At 54.4% G+C, this 18,945-nt stretch carries 22 protein-coding genes and 1 pseudogene; 17 read left to right on the forward strand and 6 right to left on the reverse strand.

Annotated features, from left to right (window positions below):
- A pseudogene (locus PsAD37_RS29515) lies at positions 1-102 on the reverse strand (type VI secretion system tube protein Hcp); the annotation flags it as partial.
- A 945-nt stretch (positions 103-1,047) separates the two neighbouring features.
- Here PsAD37_RS29515 and PsAD37_RS17100 point away from each other — a divergent pair.
- Entirely contained in the window at positions 1,048-2,352 is a 1,305-nt protein-coding gene (locus PsAD37_RS17100) for a tyrosine-type recombinase/integrase (RefSeq protein ID WP_342633583.1), read from the forward strand.
- Here PsAD37_RS17100 and PsAD37_RS28135 read toward each other — a convergent pair.
- Positions 2,252-2,869: a hypothetical protein gene (locus tag PsAD37_RS28135; protein ID WP_153039784.1), complete on the reverse strand. Its 618-nt coding sequence runs from the start codon at positions 2,867-2,869 to the stop codon at positions 2,252-2,254. The two genes, PsAD37_RS17100 and PsAD37_RS28135, sit on opposite strands and share 101 nt — an antisense overlap.
- Positions 2,870-3,447: 578 nt before the next feature.
- On the opposite strand from PsAD37_RS28135, the gene PsAD37_RS17105 reads away from it, so the two are divergent.
- From PsAD37_RS17105 to PsAD37_RS17130, 6 genes are all read left to right on the forward strand, one after another.
- The gene (locus PsAD37_RS17105) at positions 3,448-3,702 is read left to right on the forward strand and encodes a helix-turn-helix domain-containing protein (RefSeq protein WP_063297216.1); all 255 of its coding nucleotides are present in this window, start codon (positions 3,448-3,450) and stop codon (positions 3,700-3,702) included.
- The gene (locus PsAD37_RS17110; protein ID WP_063297185.1) at positions 3,699-4,415 is read left to right on the forward strand and encodes a helix-turn-helix domain-containing protein; all 717 of its coding nucleotides are present in this window, start codon (positions 3,699-3,701) and stop codon (positions 4,413-4,415) included. The genes PsAD37_RS17105 and PsAD37_RS17110 overlap by 4 nt, the downstream gene beginning before the upstream one ends.
- Positions 4,416-4,476: 61 nt before the next feature.
- Positions 4,477-4,761: a hypothetical protein gene (locus PsAD37_RS17115; RefSeq protein ID WP_063297186.1), complete on the forward strand. Its 285-nt coding sequence runs from the start codon at positions 4,477-4,479 to the stop codon at positions 4,759-4,761.
- Between the two features lie 8 nt (positions 4,762-4,769).
- Positions 4,770-5,156 (forward strand): DUF6362 family protein, encoded by a 387-nt coding sequence (locus tag PsAD37_RS17120; protein WP_063297187.1) that lies wholly within the window; start codon positions 4,770-4,772, stop codon positions 5,154-5,156.
- Positions 5,157-5,316: 160 nt separating this feature from the next.
- On the forward strand, positions 5,317-5,925 hold the full coding sequence (locus PsAD37_RS17125) for a GyrI-like domain-containing protein (protein WP_063288939.1): 609 nt from the start codon (positions 5,317-5,319) through the stop codon (positions 5,923-5,925).
- Between the two features lie 363 nt (positions 5,926-6,288).
- Positions 6,289-6,552, forward strand: coding sequence for a hypothetical protein (locus PsAD37_RS17130; protein WP_063288940.1), 264 nt, complete (start codon positions 6,289-6,291; stop codon positions 6,550-6,552).
- A 257-nt stretch (positions 6,553-6,809) separates the two neighbouring features.
- Here the strand turns inward: PsAD37_RS17130 and PsAD37_RS17135 are convergent, their stop codons facing one another.
- The 3 genes from PsAD37_RS17135 to PsAD37_RS17145 form a co-directional block, all read right to left on the reverse strand.
- Positions 6,810-7,031 (reverse strand): hypothetical protein, encoded by a 222-nt coding sequence (locus PsAD37_RS17135; protein ID WP_063297188.1) that lies wholly within the window; start codon positions 7,029-7,031, stop codon positions 6,810-6,812.
- 92 nt (positions 7,032-7,123) lie between these two features.
- Positions 7,124-7,327 (reverse strand): hypothetical protein, encoded by a 204-nt coding sequence (locus PsAD37_RS17140; protein ID WP_063297189.1) that lies wholly within the window; start codon positions 7,325-7,327, stop codon positions 7,124-7,126.
- Positions 7,328-8,015: 688 nt separating this feature from the next.
- Complete coding sequence (locus PsAD37_RS17145) at positions 8,016-8,429, reverse strand: hypothetical protein (protein WP_063297190.1); 414 nt, start codon at positions 8,427-8,429, stop codon at positions 8,016-8,018.
- A gap of 85 nt (positions 8,430-8,514) precedes the next feature.
- On the opposite strand from PsAD37_RS17145, the gene PsAD37_RS17150 reads away from it, so the two are divergent.
- From PsAD37_RS17150 to PsAD37_RS17175, 6 genes are read left to right on the forward strand one after another with little or no spacing between them, the layout of a single operon-like run.
- Entirely contained in the window at positions 8,515-9,867 is a 1,353-nt protein-coding gene (locus tag PsAD37_RS17150) for a site-specific DNA-methyltransferase (protein WP_084407915.1), read from the forward strand.
- Between the two features lie 42 nt (positions 9,868-9,909).
- On the forward strand, positions 9,910-10,473 hold the full coding sequence (locus PsAD37_RS17155) for a hypothetical protein (RefSeq protein WP_063297191.1): 564 nt from the start codon (positions 9,910-9,912) through the stop codon (positions 10,471-10,473).
- Complete coding sequence (locus PsAD37_RS17160; protein ID WP_206600082.1) at positions 10,466-12,451, forward strand: phage terminase large subunit family protein; 1,986 nt, start codon at positions 10,466-10,468, stop codon at positions 12,449-12,451. Before PsAD37_RS17155 ends, PsAD37_RS17160 begins: the two co-directional genes overlap by 8 nt.
- Positions 12,448-12,657, forward strand: coding sequence for a phage head-tail joining protein (locus tag PsAD37_RS17165; protein ID WP_063297192.1), 210 nt, complete (start codon positions 12,448-12,450; stop codon positions 12,655-12,657). Before PsAD37_RS17160 ends, PsAD37_RS17165 begins: the two co-directional genes overlap by 4 nt.
- Entirely contained in the window at positions 12,654-14,192 is a 1,539-nt protein-coding gene (locus PsAD37_RS17170) for a phage portal protein (protein ID WP_063297193.1), read from the forward strand. Before PsAD37_RS17165 ends, PsAD37_RS17170 begins: the two co-directional genes overlap by 4 nt.
- Positions 14,192-16,210 (forward strand): prohead protease/major capsid protein fusion protein, encoded by a 2,019-nt coding sequence (locus PsAD37_RS17175; protein ID WP_063297194.1) that lies wholly within the window; start codon positions 14,192-14,194, stop codon positions 16,208-16,210. Before PsAD37_RS17170 ends, PsAD37_RS17175 begins: the two co-directional genes overlap by 1 nt.
- A gap of 44 nt (positions 16,211-16,254) precedes the next feature.
- Here PsAD37_RS17175 and PsAD37_RS17180 read toward each other — a convergent pair whose 3' ends face one another.
- The gene (locus PsAD37_RS17180; RefSeq protein ID WP_063297195.1) at positions 16,255-17,061 is read right to left on the reverse strand and encodes a S9 family peptidase; all 807 of its coding nucleotides are present in this window, start codon (positions 17,059-17,061) and stop codon (positions 16,255-16,257) included.
- 109 nt (positions 17,062-17,170) lie between these two features.
- Between PsAD37_RS17180 and PsAD37_RS17185 the strand changes: the two genes are divergently transcribed.
- The 4 genes from PsAD37_RS17185 to PsAD37_RS17200 are packed head-to-tail and all read left to right on the forward strand — an operon-like array spanning position 17,171 to position 18,934.
- Positions 17,171-17,515: a DUF2190 family protein gene (locus PsAD37_RS17185; RefSeq protein ID WP_063297196.1), complete on the forward strand. Its 345-nt coding sequence runs from the start codon at positions 17,171-17,173 to the stop codon at positions 17,513-17,515.
- The gene (locus tag PsAD37_RS17190) at positions 17,515-17,850 is read left to right on the forward strand and encodes a hypothetical protein (RefSeq protein ID WP_063297197.1); all 336 of its coding nucleotides are present in this window, start codon (positions 17,515-17,517) and stop codon (positions 17,848-17,850) included. Before PsAD37_RS17185 ends, PsAD37_RS17190 begins: the two co-directional genes overlap by 1 nt.
- A complete protein-coding gene (locus PsAD37_RS17195; RefSeq protein WP_063297198.1) occupies positions 17,847-18,494 on the forward strand; it encodes a DUF6441 family protein in 648 nt (215 codons plus the stop codon). Before PsAD37_RS17190 ends, PsAD37_RS17195 begins: the two co-directional genes overlap by 4 nt.
- Positions 18,494-18,934 (forward strand): hypothetical protein, encoded by a 441-nt coding sequence (locus tag PsAD37_RS17200; protein ID WP_063297199.1) that lies wholly within the window; start codon positions 18,494-18,496, stop codon positions 18,932-18,934. The genes PsAD37_RS17195 and PsAD37_RS17200 overlap by 1 nt, the downstream gene beginning before the upstream one ends.
- Positions 18,935-18,945 lie beyond the last annotated feature (11 nt).

Consider the following 18,945-nt stretch of genomic DNA (forward strand, 5'->3'; position numbering starts at 1 on the left):
GCCTTCCTGCCACACGTTACCGACGGAATCTTCAGTAAACGCGCCTTGAGTGATTGGACCCTGAGTTGACCCTTCAATGGTGATATAAGCGGGTGTTGGCATAGTATGCTCCTGGTGAGCGCCCTCCGTGTGCGGACAGACGCAGCAAAACAAATAAATGAACCCCATTTGACAACAATGGGCCACAGCCCCAGACACCAGTCTGCAGCTGCGTACCAACACAACTGCAACTTGCATGCCAGAATGGGAAAGTAGTCGCGTAAAACTCACTTGGTCGGACTTACCTATTGAAATAACAAGAGAAATTTATTTTAGAACACGCGCAAAGCTGCCTGCGGCGCAGCGCTGCAAATTTAGTGCCGTTACGTAAATTTGGGCTACTTCTGGCCCAGAAAATTAATAAAACCTTAACAAATCAGCTATGCTATTGATAAACCAGAGAAATCATCGGGCCATTTTTGGCCCAGCCCGGCCGTTTTTGGCTCGCCCCTGAAATATAAGGGGAAATCGGAATAAGAACTCACAGACAAGGTCCTTTTCGAGCTGTATTTGGGGGCTTCAGGCCACAAATGACCTCCAAAACAGTTCCTCTTAGGAGAGTAGATAGTGGCCTTTGACAGCGAAGAATTGCTTTCAGATGAATACTGCTCATGATTAAGCCTGACATGCAATCTGGCTGAAGCTGGCAGCTCAGCCTATCGCACCTCATCTTCCAGTTCTTTCGCGGGGGTTATTTTTCTCCTGATTTGGCGTCCTGCGCGCACCCCTTCTATTTTTCACTGCCTTTGAACGCCTTTCATTGCCTTTGAGCGCCTATGAACGCCTATACGCCCAGAGCCTATTCCTCTTACGCTTCCTGCAAGTGTGCGCGCCATACCATGAGACTTGGATCTTGCAAGGGCTGACACACTACGCATTACTTGGATGTCATGTGAGGGGGAATGGATTGTGCCAGGTCGTCAGCGCCTTACAGAAAAGATTGCTCGCAACGCAAAGCCCACGGTTCGGCAATACTAACTGTTTGACAGTGTAGTCGCCGGCTTTGCTCTGGTGATTTACAAATCCGGCACCAAGGCGTTTAACCTGTCCTATCGGGTGGGAGGCCGCCAGCGCCGTTACACCATCGGCCAATGGCCTGCCTGGAGTGTTGTGGCAGCCCGCGAACGGGCCAAGACCATCCGCCGGGAGATTGAACTCAGCTGCGATCCGCTGGGTAACCGGCAAGCAGAGCGGGTTATCCCTCATGTGAGCGATCTTATTGAGCGCTATAAGGACGAGCATCTGCCCAAGCTGGCAGAACGCAATCAGGCAGACCAGATCTCCATGCTGACCAAGCTGGTGCTGCCGACATGGGGCAACCGGCCCGTACGGGACATCTGTTCAGCAGATGTCAACAAGCTGCTGTGTCAGGTGGCAAGCGGGCGTCATCGGCCTGCCAGGACGAACAAGCAGCGAAGTAAACAAAAGCACCAGGACAAACCCAAGCCTACCCCGATCCGCGCCAATCGGCTGGGCGAGATCCTGCGCAAGATGTTCAATCTTTCGGTGCAGTGGAAGATGCGGGAAGACAATCCTGCAGATGGGTTCCACAAGCGTCCAGAAAATGCTCGTGAACGGTTCTTGTCTTTGGACGAGATCAACCGTCTGTCTGCGGCGTTGGAGAACAGCACGGATACGCGCGGAGCTGATGTCATCCGTCTGTGTCTGCTCACCGGGGCACGCTTGGGCGAGGTGCGCCATGCCCGCTTTGAACAGTTCAACCTGGACCTGCTCATATGGCTCAAACCAGCTGCTGCCACCAAACAGCGCCGCACGCACCGCCTGCCCATATCACTTGAGGTGGCCGATCTTGTACGACGCCGTCAAAGTGCTGTGCCCAAGGACTGCCTCTGGCTGTTTCCAGGTGATGTGCCCGGCAAACCTGTTCATGAGATGCGCCGCTACTGGCAAGGTATCTTGAAGCAAGCAGATATCAGTGATGTGCGCATTCATGATCTGCGCCACACCTTTGCCTCCCTGCTTGTCTCCGGTGGAGCTTCATTGGAAGTCATTGGCAAGCTTCTGGGTCATACTCAGATGAGCACCACTCAGCGCTATGCGCACTTAATGGAGTCTCCCTTACGCGAAAGCGTCAATGCAGTCGCTGGCTATGTAAAGTCCAAACCATCTCAACACACACAACAGGTTACTTCGCTTCCACCTCAACTACCTGCTTCAACGCCGCCCGTTCTTTCCGCAACATCTTTAAATGCTAGTTCTCCCGCGCCGTTTTCAGGGCCTGCCAAAGAGGCTGAATACGGCGGCGGATGGTACTCATATCAGGCGCCTCTCCGCTTGCAGAGGCCTCAATAAACCAGTCCTGCATCGCACTGGCGAGCTCATTCAAAGTATTTGGAACACCTTGTGTAAACAGATGGACACACAGCGGTGCCCACATCCCTTCCCAGTCATATTTAGGCTCACGCCCACCCCGATCACCGCTTTGACCACCACGCTGACTAAGGCCATGCTTTTCTTCAAAGCGATAGAGATCAGTCGCTGGAATCCATAGCTCATTGGGCTGCACGGCCAGGCCTTGCCTTGGGCAGGTGACATAAAGCAGTTCAGCACCTTTCTTGCGCAAAGGGATCACGCGGTGCACAAGGCAGGCGCGTGCAGGCACTCCCGCGGTTCCCAGCATTTTGAACAGGTCCGATCCGCACAGCTCGACCATCCCACACACTTTTTGTGCCCCGCACACAACCAATGGCGTGCTGGTAACAAGGCGAAACCGCCGTGCTTCCGCCCAACCTGCAATGGTGGCAAGCGGCACGCCCCAGCGCGCCTCAGCTTCAAAAACTGTAAAATACTCCTTTGATGGCAGCGCCATTGGTCTTCCTCCTCACGCACACCAAACATCATGAAGAAAAATTGAGGCACGAGGCAAACGCTCGGGCCTGCTACTGGCTAGTGAAGCCCTAGGCAGTTTTAGACTCCTGTGGCATCCAGCTTCTATTGGGCCTCATCAAAGAACACATCACCGCATGTAGTTCGCATCCAGCCTGCCGTTTAAGTCAGGTTAGTTCCAGCAAAACTTAAGACCTTTACCAGCTAACAACAGGCCAGCACTCAGCCCGGCAGAGTTGATTTGACCAGGGCATTAACTGTTTGAAATACTGCAAGGTTTTGCGGCAACTCGAATTCTAAAACTGACCATTGATATCTATGGGATATTCCAAATCTTCATGAACTCACAGGGGCAGTTGCAGCCCTTGGTTTGAGGCTTCCGATGCATCGGGGGAGCAGCCTCAGGAAACGGTTCGGTTGTCCTCAATAGGCGTTGCCTTAATGTTTGAACGCCTATGAACGCCTTTCACTGCCTTTGAACGCCTATACGCCCATTTGCTCTCCATGCTTAGCTTTTCCGCAAACCGTTTGAGCCCGAGCGGTTCTGCTTTGGAGGAGCACATGAAAGACAACGTCCCTACCCCGGAACTTGAACCTGAACAGACACAACCCAGGGCCATACTTGATGGTTGGATGACACGCGCCGAGCTTGCCAAAGAGCTCGGCGTTTGTGTTGATACGCTGGGCCGCTGGCAGACCATGCGCATTGGCCCGCCGTGTGTGCGCACCGGGCGCCGGGTATTTTACCGCCGCGCATCTGTCATCGAGTGGCTCAAGCAAAAGGAAATCCGTGAGAACAGGATTTCGAACCTATGAGCGTTCAAGCAATCAGCTGGGCTTATAGGTGTTCTCAAGTTTCCGATCCGATCGAGAAGCTTGTGCTGGTCACCATTGCCAACTTTGCAGATGAGTACGGCCTGTGCTGGCCCTCGCAAGCCACACTGCAGGAGGCGTGCTGCTGCTCGGAGCGCAAGCTGCGCAATTGCCTGAATGATCTGGAAGCGCTGGGTTTGATCACCCGCTACCAACGTCGCCGTGCCAATGGCTCTCGCAGGTCCGATATTTTCGTCCTTACTGGCTTTGACGGACGCAAGGCCATCCCCGATCAAAATGATCACCCTGCCCTAGAAAATCTAGAGGTGACCAAACCGAGAACACACAAGCGGCATGGTGTGCCGGAAGGCCCCACCACCAACCGGCACGTGGTGCCGCACCAACCGGCATCTGGTGCCGCTACCAACCGGCACGTGGTGCCCCCCTTGAACCGTCATTTAGAACCATCAAAAGAACCTTTTCCCCCTTACCCCCAAATCGCCGGCTGTGAACAACTTCGGGCAAAACCTCAAGCACAGGCGGTCCTTCAATCCAAGGAGAAATCCCATGAGCAATCTGTTCGATCCCATGAACCCTCCAAGCGCAAAAAATCCATTTCCCATGTTTGGCAGAGAGCCTGGAATGAGGCTCTTGCAGCAGCTGATGGCGTCCCGGCCAGAACGGAGGCAGGCACCAAGATCGGCTCAAGAAATTGAGGAACTAGAGCAACTGCTCAGTACACTCACACAGGCCAACGCGCCTGGAGGATCAAAACCAGTGAGCCTGGCTGTTGGTCAGCTTCTCAATCACTATCCGCAAAAGCGACTCTCACCCGAAGCCATCACACAACTGATTGAGGATTGGATTCAAGATCTGGGCGGCTATCCAACCGATGTGATCTTTGCCACCTGTCAAGCCTGGCGACGCAGCAGCAAAACGATTGCTCCCACACCCGGTCAATTGATCACCCTTGCAGAACCCATCATGGCAGCGCGGAACTTCCACATCCGCGTGCTGCACAGCGTACTGGAAGCGCAAGTCACCTCAAAAGCATCCACCTAGAGGGTCGTATGGTGCTCACCACCACACAGATCGTCGACCGGCTTGAGCTTGCGGCCAGCACGTTACGACGGCTTCCAAATCCGCCAAGATCTACACCAAGGCGGGACGGCAACACCTGGCCGCAAGTCATCCATGATGTTCATGAGGCTTATGGCTACAACAAGACCCAAATCCGAACAGTGCCCAGCGCCAAAGACATTCAGCGCATGGAAGAAGCCATCGATTGGCTACGATACGTTCCTGAACCTGATGATAGAAAAATACTCTGGATGCGGGCAGAAGGTTACCGCTGGCGACCCATCTGCATTCAGGTCGGGCTTACTCGCTCCACCGCCCATCGCCGTGCTGTGGCTGCTGTTCTGACCATACAAATTAAACTGAAGGGCTCTACCTAGTCCCCAGCACAATTCAACGAATGATGTGATTCAAATTTGCACACTGGCCTGTTTTACTTTTCAAGAAAGCAAGAATTGGGAAGCCCCATATATCAGAAGCGTGCAACTGGTGTACTTTACAAAAATCGCCTGATGGTTCCCAAATTGAGGATGCAGCTGCATGTTGAAAATTGATTACAAGCGGGAGCTTAAAGTGCTCTACAAACCCTCAGCAAAGCATGTTGTTGAGGTAGATGTTCCCGCCATGAACTTTCTCATGGTTGACGGCAAGGGCGAACCTGGTTCAAAAATCTACAGCGAAGCAATTGAGGCGCTTTATTCCGTTTCCTATACTCTCAAGTTCATGATCAAACAGAGCAATACTGGCATTGATTATGGAGTTATGCCGCTCGAGGGCTTGTGGTGGGCCGACGACATGTCTGACTTCATCAATGACAACAAATCCAACTGGATATGGACGATGATGATCATGCAGCCTGAGCTCATAACCCGAGATCTGGTGAAAAGAGCGGTAGACCAAGTCAAAGCTAAGAAGGACTTGCCCGCGATTAACAAGATTCGATATGAGACCTTTCACGAAGGCCTGACTGCCCAGACGTTGCATGTTGGTCCCTTCTCCGAAGAAGGACCTACAATTGAACTGGTGCATACTTTCATAAATCAGAACGGAAAACGCTTACGCGGCAAGCACCATGAGATTTACCTTACGGACATTCGCAGAGCAGCTCCTGAGAATTGGAAGACCGTCATCCGTCAACCAATGTCATAAAGCTCAGAAATACAGTGCCTCGACAAAGATCGTCTCTCACCCGCTAATCCTATGGGTTTGTGGAGGAATTCGGTTTCCTTGCATTGACACCTTGCCACATTCATCGCATGGTCCTCTTGAGGCATCACAACCTCTTTCAAGTAGCGGTCACCGCTGTCGTTATTCGGCGGTCAATTTGTGTTTGGAGTTAGCCCTCCTTACGCAAGCTCTCGCTTATGGGCGGGAGGGCGGTGAATACAATACCCCTTCGCGGGGGAATAAACCCGCCTGTCTACTTGCAGGTTGTGAACCTCCCGCTCACCAGTGGGTTGTCACAAACCTTCTGCTGAGTGGTTGTTCAACACCCAAAGTAGAGGGCTTGAAATGACAGAAACTGGTAAAGAGAAATGTGCCCATACGTCCCTTCGCAATGAAGTGGATCAGCTTCAATTATCAACCAACCACCTCAAAAATCTAGTCTATTCCATGAGCGTGGTGATGAGCGAACGCATGGAGCACACCCAGGAATATGAAGCGTTGCTGACGCTGTTTGATACTGTGCGCAATCACATAGAAAATGCGCAGGCAAGTAGCGAGAGGATCTCCGATCTGCTTGAACCTTGCGCACTGGAAGTCTCAAAAGACTAAAAATCATTGGAATGCTGAGAGGTTCTGCCTCTCATGGAATATCCTGGCTTGGGAGGCGCAGTGCCTCTCAGGCTTTTTTGAGTTTGACCTGAGTTTCCAATGATCATCCATAGACCGGGAAGGGACTTCACTAGAGACCCGGAAGGGGTGCCCACGCCTCCTTTGCCTCAAACGAATCTTCTGGCTGAACCAATCTTGCCAAAAGGCAAACCCCGCGTGGTGCGGGGTTCCAATCCATATCCTGAGATCTGTCTAGCTCAAATCAGCCCAAGCCCTCGCAGTGTGGTTACCGCGTCAAGAAGCTGGTTGGTATTCACTTCCACCGTGAGCGTCATGCTGTCTGCATTGACCCGTGCCTTGACCGCGGCTTTGTCGTCGAGTGCGACGGCAATCGGATCACAGGCCTCATATGGTCGATTTGCGTTAAAACCCGCCTTGGCTAAATCATGTGCTGCGATTCTGATTGTGCTGGTTCTCATAGCCCTTCCTCCGTTTCAGCGGGCACTCTGCCCGTTCACGACTGCAACCCCGCACCGCTGGCGGGGTCAGGCTTCTTGTGGGATGGGCAGGCTTAGCTTTCCAATTCAGCGGCCAGTTTGTCCCTGGCAGCACTCAGCATGTCCAGGTAGGCACCGCCTCTGTGTAGGATAATCTTGCCGGCCCACAGCTCCTCGGCAAGCTCATCACCAAAGATCTCGCGGACTTCCTCGTTGGTGTAGCGTAGGATATCGGAACCCCATTGGGGGTGTTCTGTGTAGATGTACGTGACGTGCATGGCGCTTGCTCCTCTTGACGCTTGTGCTCTCTACACATGGCTAACCCGCTCCTATCTGGGTACCGCGTAATGCGATACCCATCCGCACAAACAAGGGCTTATAGGTGTCATACCGTTGATCTCGTGGGTGCATGAGTGCCCACTTAGTGTGGCTGGTGCGCGCTTTCAAACAAGAGGTGCCTTGCTTGCTGATGCCGTCTATTCCCGGCTCCTACCGTCTCGCGACCGCTTTGGGCTGGGTTCAACTGCGTCCTACCGCACTCCCCAACAAATGACCCTGCACTTCTGGCGCGACAGAAACAGACTGGTTCGGGCAGATTATCGCTATGCTCAGTGGTGCCGTGCTCTCCTCCTCCAATCGCAGTCAAGCCGTGCAATATCCTCGGCACAATCCCATACCATGCATCCTCTACCCCAGCTTTTGGGTCCTTCCGGGCCGCAATCGTATGCGGTGGGGCTTTGCGCACCAGATCGCCAGTTGCGCAGGATTTTTTTGGGTTCGCACTTTGGGTTCGCGGTTCGCACCTAGCGGAAACGAACGAGAGCGCGGCATCGCAACATAGCCGGCTCAAACTTTTGTAAGATCGAAAGATTTTGAGATAACACTCAAATCATAGAGTTCGCCTCGGAGTGCGAACCTTAAGTTTTGGGTTCGCACCTTCAGGTTCGCACCCGCGCTAAGCATTCATTACTTTATGGCATACGCATAAAGCTCAACCTGAAGCTCGTTTAGTTGCCCGCTCAGACAAGTTGATCTTGATCCTAGCCATACCCAGTATCGCACCACCGCACCGAATACATGAGGCTCAGAGTGAGCTAAACCTCGAAAGCATGTCCACAACTGAGCGTTTGTTTCACAATGCCAGTCAGCATCCTCGAAAGAGGAAATTATCAAAGATGCAAGTGCTTGCTTGATCTCAAAGTCCAATTCTTGCTCAAGATAAAACGCAACAAACTCGTCAATGCGCTCAGCGTTAGATAATTCGAGTTCCCAGTCTTGCTCAGTTCCCGAAGCATTCAAGCAAAGTGCCACGTTTAGAAACTGAGCTGCCCTCGATGAGGGATATCGATAAACCTTACGTGAAACGTGTTTTTCAAACACGATAGCCCCTCATCTCAATTTCTAAGCACATAACAAAAAACAATATGCTGCAATTAGCTCCCCTTGCCTTTAGTAGGAGAATAACTTGCAAGTTGAGATGATGCCAATAGCGGCCTTGGTACCTTATGTGCACAATGCAAGAACACATCCCGATTGGCAGATTACCCAGATTGCAAGTTCTATTGCTGAGTTTGGTTTTACAAACCCAATCTTAGTTGGAGCTGACAACAATATCATCGCTGGTCATGGACGCCTGCTGGCCGCACAACTACTGAAGCTTGCAGAAGTCCCAGTTATCCGGCTCACACATCTGTCTGAAGTGCAGCGTCGCGCCCTCGTCATTGCCGATAACAGGATCGCGGAAAATGCCGGTTGGGATGAGGCCTTGCTTCGCGAGGAATTGGCTGCGCTTTGTGACGACAGCTTCGATCTGGATGTGCTGGGGTTTTCCGATGAGGAGCTTGGCAAACTTTTAGTGTTTGGAGGCGAAGATACTCCACCACCTCCACTGGGTGACGAGGACCATGTTCCCTCACCAGAGCCAGTTCATGCGTCTGTTCCAGGTTCCATCTGGCTTTTGGGCGAACACCGCCTCATGTGCGGCGACAGCACGTCTTCAGATCAGATGGGCATGTTGTGCGATGGCGCATTGATCGATGCTGTCTGGACCGATCCGCCCTACAACGTGAACTACGAGGGCGTGGCAGGAAAGATCGAGAACGACAACCTCAGCAAAGACGCCTTCCGTAAGTTCCTGCTGGATGCATTTTCCTCTACCGCATCCGTCATGCGCGGTGGTGCGCCCATCTATGTGGCACATTCAGAGACCGAAGGGGTAAGTTTCCGCCGTGCTTTTGTCCAAGCCGGCTTCAAGCTCTCCAGCTGCCTCATCTGGGTTAAGCCTGCTCTAGTTATCGGACATGCCGACTATCAATGGCGCCACGAACCTATCCTCTACGGCTGGAAACTTGGAGCATCTCATAGCTGGTATGGCGGACGCACAAACACGACTGTGTTCGAGGCGGATGGCAAATTCTTGCGAGTAATGCCCGATGGCAGTCTGCAGATTGATCTGGGTGATCAGGTGGTCATCGTTGAAGGGAAGCATATGACCATGCGCTCTGTCGATAGTACCGTCATCCATCATGACAAGCCGGTGAAAAGCCCGGAGCACCCGACAATGAAGCCCGTATCTCTGATCCAGCAAATGCTAGAGAATTCAACTGAGCACGGCGATCTTGTGTTGGATCCCTTTGGCGGCTCAGGCTCCACACTGATTGCCTGCCAAAAGCTAGGGCGCAAAGCACGGCTGATGGAACTTGATCCGAAATTCTGCGATGTGATCGTTACTCGCTGGCAGGAATACACCGGCAGACAAGCGACGCTCGCCGGTGATGGCCGCAGCTTTGACGAAATCCGTACTCTTGTAAGTACTTGAACTCATTCACTAACTTGAACAGCAAATGCATGGACTGGAGCTATGGGATTATCTCGGCGGGCATATGCGCAGCATCGCAAAGCTTTGGGATTACCCGGTGCGACAGACATGGCCGTGCGCAAAGCAATCCAATCTGCCAGGATCACCCTAGAGGCCGATGGCAGCATTGATCCAGCTAAAGCGGATGCGCAGTGGGCGGCATCAACAGACAGCGCGAAACGCAGACAGCCCAAGCGCTCGGAACGGCAACCAATCAAGCCGTCTACCGCCCCTTCAATTCCCGACGGCGCAGATCCCATCGGCGGTTCGCAAGGCATAACATACGCCAAGGCCCGTGCTGCCAATGAAGCTTTGAAGGCACAGCGCTCTAAGTTACTCTTGCAACAGCTCAAGGGCGAACTCATCGACCGCCGGGCGGCGGTGAACCATGTGTTCGATCTGGCACGAAAAGAGCGAGATTCATGGCTGCAACTGCCAGCCCGTGTTGCCGCCAATATGGCCGCCGAGCTTGGCGTCGATGCCCACAAGATGGAGCTGCTGCTTGATGAGGTTATTCGCGACCACTTAGCCCGGCTTTCTGAAATCAAGATAGAGCTCGGTGGGTGAGTATCAGGGCACAAGTGACATTCAAAGCGCCTGGCTTTCGGGACTGGCACCAGATCCAGCGCTTACGGTTACGCAGTGGGCTGATGTCAAACGCTATCTGTCTTCAAAAGGGGCTGCCGAGCCCGGCAAATATGCAAGTTCGCGCACCCCATTTATGCGCGCTATTATGGATGCACTGTCGCCAAGTCATTGGGCCCAGAAAATCATCTTTGCCAAATCCGCTCAGGTGGGCGCGACGGAGGCCGGCATCAACTGGATCGGGCACACCATGGAGGTGGCGCCTGGTCCGTTTTTAGCCGTGCAAGCCAATGAGACCACTGCCAAGCGGTTTTCCCGCCAGCGGGTCGATCCCATGATCGAGGCGACACCCACGATCAAAGACATCGTGGCGCCGGCTAAATCACGGGACAGCGGAAACACGCAGCTGGAGAAAAGCTATCCTGGCGGGCATCTCTTCATTGCCGGTGGCAACTCAGCAGCGGGCCTCAGGTCCATGCCAATCCGCTATGTACATCTGGATGAAGTGGATGCTTACAAAGATGACCTTGATGAGGAAGGTGATCCGGTCACCCTGGCGGAAGCGCGTACACATACGTTTGGCCGGCGCAAGAAGATCTACATCTCCTCCACGCCAACCATCAAAGGGGCCTCGCGTATCGAAGCAGAGTTCGAGTTAAGTGATCAAAACCGCTACTTCGTGCCCTGCCCCCATTGTCTGGGTCTACAGGTTCTAAAATTTGAACGTCTCAAATGGGATTGGGGCACCCCGCGTTCTGTACGCTACCTGTGTGAGCATTGCGATGCTTCAATCGAGGAGCGCTTTAAGACATGGATGATGGATCCAGAGAATGGCGCGTGTTGGCAACCAACCGCAGATCCAGAACTGATCCACAAAGCCCATGAGGCTGGGATTGTCGGGTTTCATATCTCGGGACTGTATTCGCCCATTGGTTGGCTGTCCTGGGAGGCAATTGCGCGCTCCTGGGAAGCTGCGCAAGGCAAGGATGCGCTTCTTAAGGCATTCAAGAACACCACCCTTGGCGAGACCTGGGAAGAACAAGGCGAAGCCCCTGACTGGCAAAAGCTTTATGAGCGCCGGGAAAGTTTCAAGCTTGGCGTTGTTCCGAAAGGTGGCTTGGTTCTCACCATGGGCGTTGATGTGCAGCGTGCTGGACGGTTGGAAGCGGATATCTGGGCTTGGGGCCGAGGTGGAACAAGCTGGCTAATCGATCACATCACTCTGGATGGCGATGTCACAAAGGACGACGTTTGGGTTGAGCTCACCGAGCTTTGTGCCAGCACCTGGCCGCATGAGAGCGGTGTACCCATGTCCCTCGCCCGTGTGGGCATTGATACGGGTGACGGCATGACGGTGGATTCCGTTTATGCCTGGGTGCGTAAGATGGGCCGCGGCCAGGTGATTGCCCTCAAGGGCCGTGGCGGGTTCGATCGCATCGCGCCCGTTGATGGCCCCAGCTATGTGGACGTGACTGAGGGAGGGCGCAAAATCTCCCGCGGAGTGGCTCTTTGGAATGTGGCGGTTTCCGTCTTCAAACTGGAGACCTATCGCTATTTCCGCTTGAATGTACCCACCGACGAAGATCTTGCCCTTGGCAAAACCTATCCCGATGGTTTCATCCACGTGGGTCAGGGTGTCAGTGCTGAATGGTTCAAGCAGATCACCGCCGAGCAGCTGGTTCAACGCAAGAACAAACGTACCGGATTTGCCAAATCAGAATGGGTCAAAACCCGAGAACGAAACGAGGCATTGGATAGCCGCGTCTACGCCCGAGCTGTGGCCTGGCTGCTTGGCATTGACCGCTGGGATGAAAGCCGCTGGCAGGACCTGGAAGCCCAGCTCAAACAAGCGCAGCAATCTGCCCCAGAACCTGCGGGCCAACCGCGCCGCCAGCGACGCTCCCGCAAGGCCAAGCAGAACACCTGGTTTGGGAAACAACAGAGGAACTGGTTCAAATGAGCTGGACGCCAGCAGAATTGGCTGCCCTGAAGAAAGCCTATGCAGCTGGTGCCACCCGTGTTTCTTATGAAGGCAAGACAGTTGAGTACGATAGCGGTGCCCAGCTTCTTGCCCGGATCCGCATCATTGAAGCGGAAATTGCAGCAACAAGCGGCAAGAAAAAACCTGTAGCTGGCTTTGCCCGGTTCACCCGCGAGATCCGATGAGAACCAAGCCGGTGCAGGTATCCTTTACCTGGAGTGATCGGGCGCTGGCTCTGTTTTCACCAACGCGCGCCGCAAAGCGCTATGCCAGCCGCGCCACCCTTGCCAATTTACGCCGACTGTATGAAGGGGCGCAAAAGGGTAGATTGAGCGACGGCTGGCGCTCCAGTAATACAGCAGCTGACAGTGAGATCACAGCAGCAGGCGGTCTTCTGCGGGAGCGCATGCGTGATCTTGTCCGCAACAATCCACTGGCAGCCCAAGCGGTTCAGGTGCTCGTCAACAACATGGTTGGCCCCGGCATAAGGCCACGGGCGGCCACATCCAACAAAGCGCGCAACAAGAAGATCGACAAGCTTTGGAACGAATGGGCAAAGGCTTGCGATGCCCATGGTCATACGGACTTTCATGGGCTCTTGAGCCTGGCCGTGCGTGAGATGATTGAAGGCGGTGAGGTCTTTGCCCTCAAACGCCCTCAGCGCAGCTCCAAAGGCAAGGTGCCCTTGCAGATTGAGCTTCGCGAGGCCGACCATCTGGATACCTCCCGGCTGAGTGAAGCCAAAGACAACTCCATTCGCCAAGGCATTGAATACGACAAGGCTGGCAGGCGGACCGCTTATTGGATGTTTCCAGATCATCCGGGAGACACCACCTCTGCCTTCACGCGCCGGTTGGAATCCATTCGCATACCGGCAGACATGGTGGCACATCTGTTTGAGCGTCAGCGGGTGCAGTCACGCGGTGTGCCGTGGGGAACGCCCGCCATGACAGCGCTTCGGGATCTAGGTGATTGGCAGCTTGCCGAAATGGTGCGCAAGAAAACCGAAGCCTGCCTAGTCGGCGTGGTGCTGGGCGAAGACGGCGATGGCGGAGCCTCTGTTGCGCCCACGGTTGAAGATGCTGACGGCAACCAGATCGAACAGTTCTCTCCCGGTATGATCGCCTATGCACGGGGTGGCAAGGATATTCGCTTTAACACACCAGGTCATTCTGGCGGTATTGCAGAGTGGAACCGGGTGCAGATGCATATCATCGCCTCGGGTTTTCGGATGCCTTATGCGCTGATGACGGGTGACCTCAGTCAGGCCAACTTTTCTTCCAACCGGGCAGGCCTCAATGAGTTCCGCCGCATGGTCGATCAGGTGCAGTGGCACATCATAATCCCGATGTTCTGCGAGCGTATCTGGGCCTGGTTTATTGAGGCCGCTTTTACCGCAGGTCTTACCGATACGCCGGACATACCGGCAGAATGGGCACCGCCCAAGTTTGAAAGCGTCAATCCCAAGCAGGATGCTGAAACCGATCTTATCGAGACCAGATCAGGCTTCACCTCCCTGCCCCAGCAAATTGCCAAGCGTGGCTATGATCCACGCGAGGTGGTGGAAGAACAAGCAGCGTTCCTCAAGGAAACCGATGACCTCGGTCTGGTCCTCGACAGCGATCCACGCAAGATGTCCCGCGCGGGCCTTGCACAAGCTGACCTCGAAACGGGTCCGAAACCAGAACCATCCAGCAGCACAGCGAAAGACGAAACCTGATGCCAGAGCAAACGTTAGGCCTGCCGCTTTTGGGGCGGGCTGCAGAAGTGCGTGCAGATAGCGTAGACCGCGAGGCACGCACCATTGAGATTGTCTGGACCACGGGTGCCACCGTCCAGCGCATGCGCTGGGAAGGTTGGGATGAGCTTGTTGAATACGATGAAGAGCTGCAGGTGGATGAGAGGTCCGTTCGCCTGGGGAGGCTGGATGCCGGTGCCCCGTTCCTCAATTCCCACAATGCCTGGCGTCTGGAGAATGTGCTGGGTTCTGTTGTTCCAGGCTCCGTGCGTCTTCAAGACGGGAAAGGCTTTGCCACCATCCGGCTGACAGACGCACCTGATGCCTCAGGCATTGTCCAGCGTATCCTGGAAGGCACCGTGCGCAGTGTTTCCGTTGGCTACCGCGTCCACACTTATGAGATCACAGCACAAGAAGGCAAACGTGAACTCTGGCGTGCCACCGACTGGGAGCCTCTGGAAGTCTCAGCAGTTGCTATTCCCGCTGATCCGGGTGCGCAAACCCGAAGCTCAAATGAGATAGCGCCTTCGTTCAGTCCCTGCACGCTTGTTCGCAACTTGAACCTCTCGTCGCCCTCCAAGGAGTCCGTGATGCCAGATACGCCCAATGACAAACCTGCAACAGATACAGTAAGAACCGATCCTCCGAAAACGCCAGAGCAATCAGCGTCACCTCCTGAGGAAGAGCCCAATGCGGAGGCAGTGCGCACTGAAGAACGCACCCGTGTCAGCACCATCACACAACTGTGCCGGCGACATAAACTGGAAGATAGCTTTGCTGATGATCTGATTGCCCGCGGCGTGTCCCTGGAGACCGCCCGATCAGAAATCCTCGACAAGATCTACGAGGCTGATCCGCTCAAAGGCAAAACCACAGAGCCTGCCCCAGCAGAAGCACGAGAACAAGACACTCGAGAGATCTCTTATCGCGATGCCCTCACCAATGCGCTGCAACACCGCGCTTCGCCTGATCTCAACAAACTTGGTGAGGATGCTCGGCAGTTTCGTGGCATGACACTTTTGGAACTTGCCCGTCATTCTCTGGAGCGGCGCGGCTTCAGCACCCTTGGCATGAGTAAGATGGAGTTGGCCACTGCCGCCTTTGCCATGCGCTCTGCAGGTTATCACGCCACTTCTGACTTTCCGGCCATTCTTGCCAATGTGGCCGGCAAGACTTTGCGCGATGCTTATGACATCACCCCGCGCACCTTCCGCCCCTGGGCCCGGCGTACAACCATCGTTGACTTCAAACCCGTACAGCGCACCCAGCTTGGCGGCGCGCCAGACTTACAAAAAGTGCTCGAATCTGGCGAGTTCCAATACGGAACCATGGGCGAAGGCAAAGAAGTCTATGCACTGGCCACCTACGGCAAGATCATCGCTATCACTCGCCAGGCACTGATAAATGATGATCTGGATGCTTTTACCCGGATCCCGCGCTCTTTTGGTGCATCAGCTGCTGATCTGGAAAGCGACATTGTCTACGCTATCCTCAAGGACAATCCGGTGATGCAGGATGGGACTGCGTTGTTTCATGCAAAGCATAACAATCTGGGCGCTGCAGCCAGAATTGATGAAACGTCCCTCACCGCTGCCTACCGCGCCTTTGGCCTGCACAAGGGGCTTGAAGGGAGGCTGATCTCGGTGCAGCCACGCTACATCATCACACCGCCCGGCCCGCGGTCAGTCGAAGCACGCAAGCAGATCACGGCCACCACACCGGCCAACACCGCGGATGTGAATGCTTATGCTGGCCGCCTTGAACCCATAGAAGAACCGCGCCTGATCCCGGCATCAGGACAGGATCCCTGGTTCATGGCTGCGGATCCGGCTCGTATTGATACAGTGGAGTTTGCTTATCTGGAGGGCCAGGAAGGTGTCTTTACTGAAACCCGCACAGGCTTTGAGGTCGACGGCATTGAGATCAAGGCCAGGCATGACTTTGCCGCCAAGGCCATTGACCACCGCGGGCTCTATAAGAACCCTGGCGCAGCGGCGTAACGTACTGAAAGTTTGGGATATTTTTCTTTGCAATATCAGCAAGTTCAACATACTGAGGGTTCAGCATCAGAGCAGGCCTGTTCACCCTTGAGAGCTAGACTTCGTTCCAGAAAATCGATCAGCAAACTATGGTGTAGATTTTCTCCATCACTACCCGGCACGTGACCTTCTTCTGCGTAATAGTGAGCCTCTACAGGCAAACCGCTTTCCTCTCGACGAGTTTCCAGTCGGCGTGTCATTTCAGGCGACCAAGTGAGATCTTTAAGGCCAGCAGAAAGAAACAGAGGTTCAGGAAAAGCTTCAACTGGTATCGGTGTGGTCGGTAACAGATTGCTAGAATCACCATTCCAGCACCATGCACGACGCGCACAATCCCACACCTGCCAGCCGGGGTCACCGGCGTCCCGAAAGTGCTTTGCATCAAATGCTCCACACACAACGTCTGGCGCAGCAAGGCAAGCAACTGCGTCGGGTCGTCCATCTATCTCTTTTTGAGCCATAAGCGATGCGACGAGCAATGCATGCTCAGCCCCTCGTGAGACACCGTATAGTACGACCCGACCATCACATGCTTCAAACTCACGAAGAGCGTGAATGGCATCGACGGTGCGCGTTAGTTCGACATCTTCGATCGCCCCAGCATTCCACGCATTGCCACCAACAGAGTACCCGTGCGGGTATGAGAGGAAACCTGAAGCAGCAAGAATAGCTGCGGTTCGATGCGACCAGCCGGAACTGCTCCCCTCAGATCCATGTAGAATTAGTATCGCAGGAAACGGGCCATCATCGGGAGGGCCATAAGTTGTCCCAAATTCTGGCAACAATCTGCGAATAACAGCTAGCGCTGACATGGTCGGATACCTCTTGCAGTGTTTTACAACAACAGTCTCAGCTTGCCATACTCTTCGTGGGAGTAAAACCGCGATGCTGCCCTATTCCGAAACCCAGAGGTCATAGCCCATGAAGAACTTCATCTCTCAGGGAAATACACTTACGTTCACCAATGACACAGGCGCACCGATTAGCTCCGGTAGCGGCGCCTTACTCGGCACCATCTTCGGTGTTGCCGCGGGCGATATAGCGGAGAACGCAAGCGGTATACTGAACCTTGTGGGCACCTATGAGCTCGCCAAAGCCCCGTCGGAGGCGTGGAGCCTGGGCACCGCTGTCTATTGGGACAACACAGCCAAACACTGCACCAATGTTGCTACAGATAACACGCTTATCGGTGCAGCAATTGAAGCCGTTGGTGGTGGGGCCACCGATATTCTTGGCAAGGTACGGCTGAACGGCTCGTTTGGCTGATGGAGTTCTTCTCCTCAGCCATTGATCTGATCTTTGCCGATGATAGCATGGCCCGCACTGCGCTTTACCGCAGCCAAGGCGAAGGTGGTGGCCTGCTAGTTCGCGTTATCCTACGCTCCCCCGATGCCCTACAGCAGTTTAATGGCGGCAGGTTTCGGCAGGATGCCATGTTCATTGATATGCGGGTAAGCGAAGTCCCTGAGCTATCCAAACACGATACCTTCGAGCTTTTAGCCGACGACGGAACACCATCAGGACAAGTCTATGAGATCACTGGCGAGCCTGGCCGAGACCGCGAACATCTTATCTGGCAAGGGGAAGCTGCCAGTTTATGAAGCTTCTCATCAGCGTCAAAGGTTCTTCAGAAGACCTGATGGTAAAGGAGCTGGAGCTTGCCGAAAACGCTGTCACCAAAGGCATTCGCGCTGCTGGCAAGGGCCTTAAAGACGACTGGCGTGCACAAATCCAAAGCGCGGGCCTTGGCACCAAGCTGTCCCGAACTATCCGCCAGCAGAGTTATCCTTTACGCGGCACAAGCCTCAAAGCGGCCAGCCTAGTTTACAGCCGGGCCAGCAAAGTGGTGGATGCCCATGACCGCGGTATTCTTATCCGCTCCAAGGACGGTTTCTTTCTTGCCATTCCCATTGGCGTTGCCGCCAAAATGCGCGGACCGCAAAACAAACGCATTACGCCTGGTGGCTTTGAACGGCGTACCGGCATTCGCCTGCGCTTTGTCTATCGGCGTGGACAGCCCTCGCTACTGGTCGCTGACGACGCCCGCTTTACCAAACGCGGACGCATTGGCAAGAAAGGTGGTCGCCGACGAAAAGACGGTATCCTGACTGGCGCTCAGACCATCCCGGTGTTTTTGCTGGTGCCCCAGGTCAAACTCAAGAAGCGCCTGGATCTCGACCGTGACACCGAGCTTTGGGAAAGCCGTCTGCCCGGCCTGATTGTTGCCAACTGGAAAGATCGGTGATGAACTTGAGCACCTCTGAGCAAGTGCTGAAAGCTCTGTTCGAGATGCTGCAAAGCAACAAGCCTGCAGGCGTAAAACTCCTGCGTAATGACGCTTATCCTGAACGCATCCCTGAGGCTGGTCTCTTGATCCTGCGCGATGGCGATCCGGGTGAGCCGGAAGTAACGCTGTCACCGCCCTCATACCTTTATGAGCACCGCGCGGACGTGGATTTGCTGGTTGAGGCACGAGAGGCTGAGGTGCGGGATGCCAACTTTGATACGCTAAAGCAGGCGGTAGGTGCTGCCATTGCATCCGATCGCAGTCTTAGTGGTCTGTGCGATTACGTGGAGGCCGAAGCTCCAGCGCCAATTGATCTGGCATTGGAAGGCACGCAAGCCATCAAGGCTGCAACCATCACCATCAAGCTCATCTACACTTCCTCCGATCCCCTCGCATAGAAAGGAAGACC

Origin of the sequence: Pseudovibrio sp. Ad37 (genome assembly GCF_001623075.1) — a bacterium.
Classification (GTDB): Bacteria; Pseudomonadota; Alphaproteobacteria; order Rhizobiales; family Stappiaceae; genus Pseudovibrio.

Bases quoted from the DNA above. Each gene is read 5' to 3' on its own strand.
- PsAD37_RS28135 (WP_153039784.1), bottom strand. From the start codon at position 2,869: ATGGCGCTGCCATCAAAGGAGTATTTTACAGTTTTTGAAGCTGAGGCG.
- PsAD37_RS17105 (WP_063297216.1), top strand. From the start codon at position 3,448: ATGAAAGACAACGTCCCTACCCCGGAACTTGAACCTGAACAGACACAA.
- PsAD37_RS17110 (WP_063297185.1), top strand. From the start codon at position 3,699: ATGAGCGTTCAAGCAATCAGCTGGGCTTATAGGTGTTCTCAAGTTTCC.
- PsAD37_RS17120 (WP_063297187.1), top strand. From the start codon at position 4,770: ATGGTGCTCACCACCACACAGATCGTCGACCGGCTTGAGCTTGCGGCC.
- PsAD37_RS17125 (WP_063288939.1), top strand. From the start codon at position 5,317: ATGTTGAAAATTGATTACAAGCGGGAGCTTAAAGTGCTCTACAAACCC.
- PsAD37_RS17130 (WP_063288940.1), top strand. From the start codon at position 6,289: ATGACAGAAACTGGTAAAGAGAAATGTGCCCATACGTCCCTTCGCAAT.
- PsAD37_RS17135 (WP_063297188.1), bottom strand. From the start codon at position 7,031: ATGAGAACCAGCACAATCAGAATCGCAGCACATGATTTAGCCAAGGCG.
- PsAD37_RS17140 (WP_063297189.1), bottom strand. From the start codon at position 7,327: ATGCACGTCACGTACATCTACACAGAACACCCCCAATGGGGTTCCGAT.
- PsAD37_RS17155 (WP_063297191.1), top strand. From the start codon at position 9,910: ATGGGATTATCTCGGCGGGCATATGCGCAGCATCGCAAAGCTTTGGGA.
- PsAD37_RS17165 (WP_063297192.1), top strand. From the start codon at position 12,448: ATGAGCTGGACGCCAGCAGAATTGGCTGCCCTGAAGAAAGCCTATGCA.
- PsAD37_RS17170 (WP_063297193.1), top strand. From the start codon at position 12,654: ATGAGAACCAAGCCGGTGCAGGTATCCTTTACCTGGAGTGATCGGGCG.
- PsAD37_RS17175 (WP_063297194.1), top strand. From the start codon at position 14,192: ATGCCAGAGCAAACGTTAGGCCTGCCGCTTTTGGGGCGGGCTGCAGAA.
- PsAD37_RS17180 (WP_063297195.1), bottom strand. From the start codon at position 17,061: ATGTCAGCGCTAGCTGTTATTCGCAGATTGTTGCCAGAATTTGGGACA.
- PsAD37_RS17185 (WP_063297196.1), top strand. From the start codon at position 17,171: ATGAAGAACTTCATCTCTCAGGGAAATACACTTACGTTCACCAATGAC.
- PsAD37_RS17190 (WP_063297197.1), top strand. From the start codon at position 17,515: ATGGAGTTCTTCTCCTCAGCCATTGATCTGATCTTTGCCGATGATAGC.
- PsAD37_RS17195 (WP_063297198.1), top strand. From the start codon at position 17,847: ATGAAGCTTCTCATCAGCGTCAAAGGTTCTTCAGAAGACCTGATGGTA.
- PsAD37_RS17200 (WP_063297199.1), top strand. From the start codon at position 18,494: ATGAACTTGAGCACCTCTGAGCAAGTGCTGAAAGCTCTGTTCGAGATG.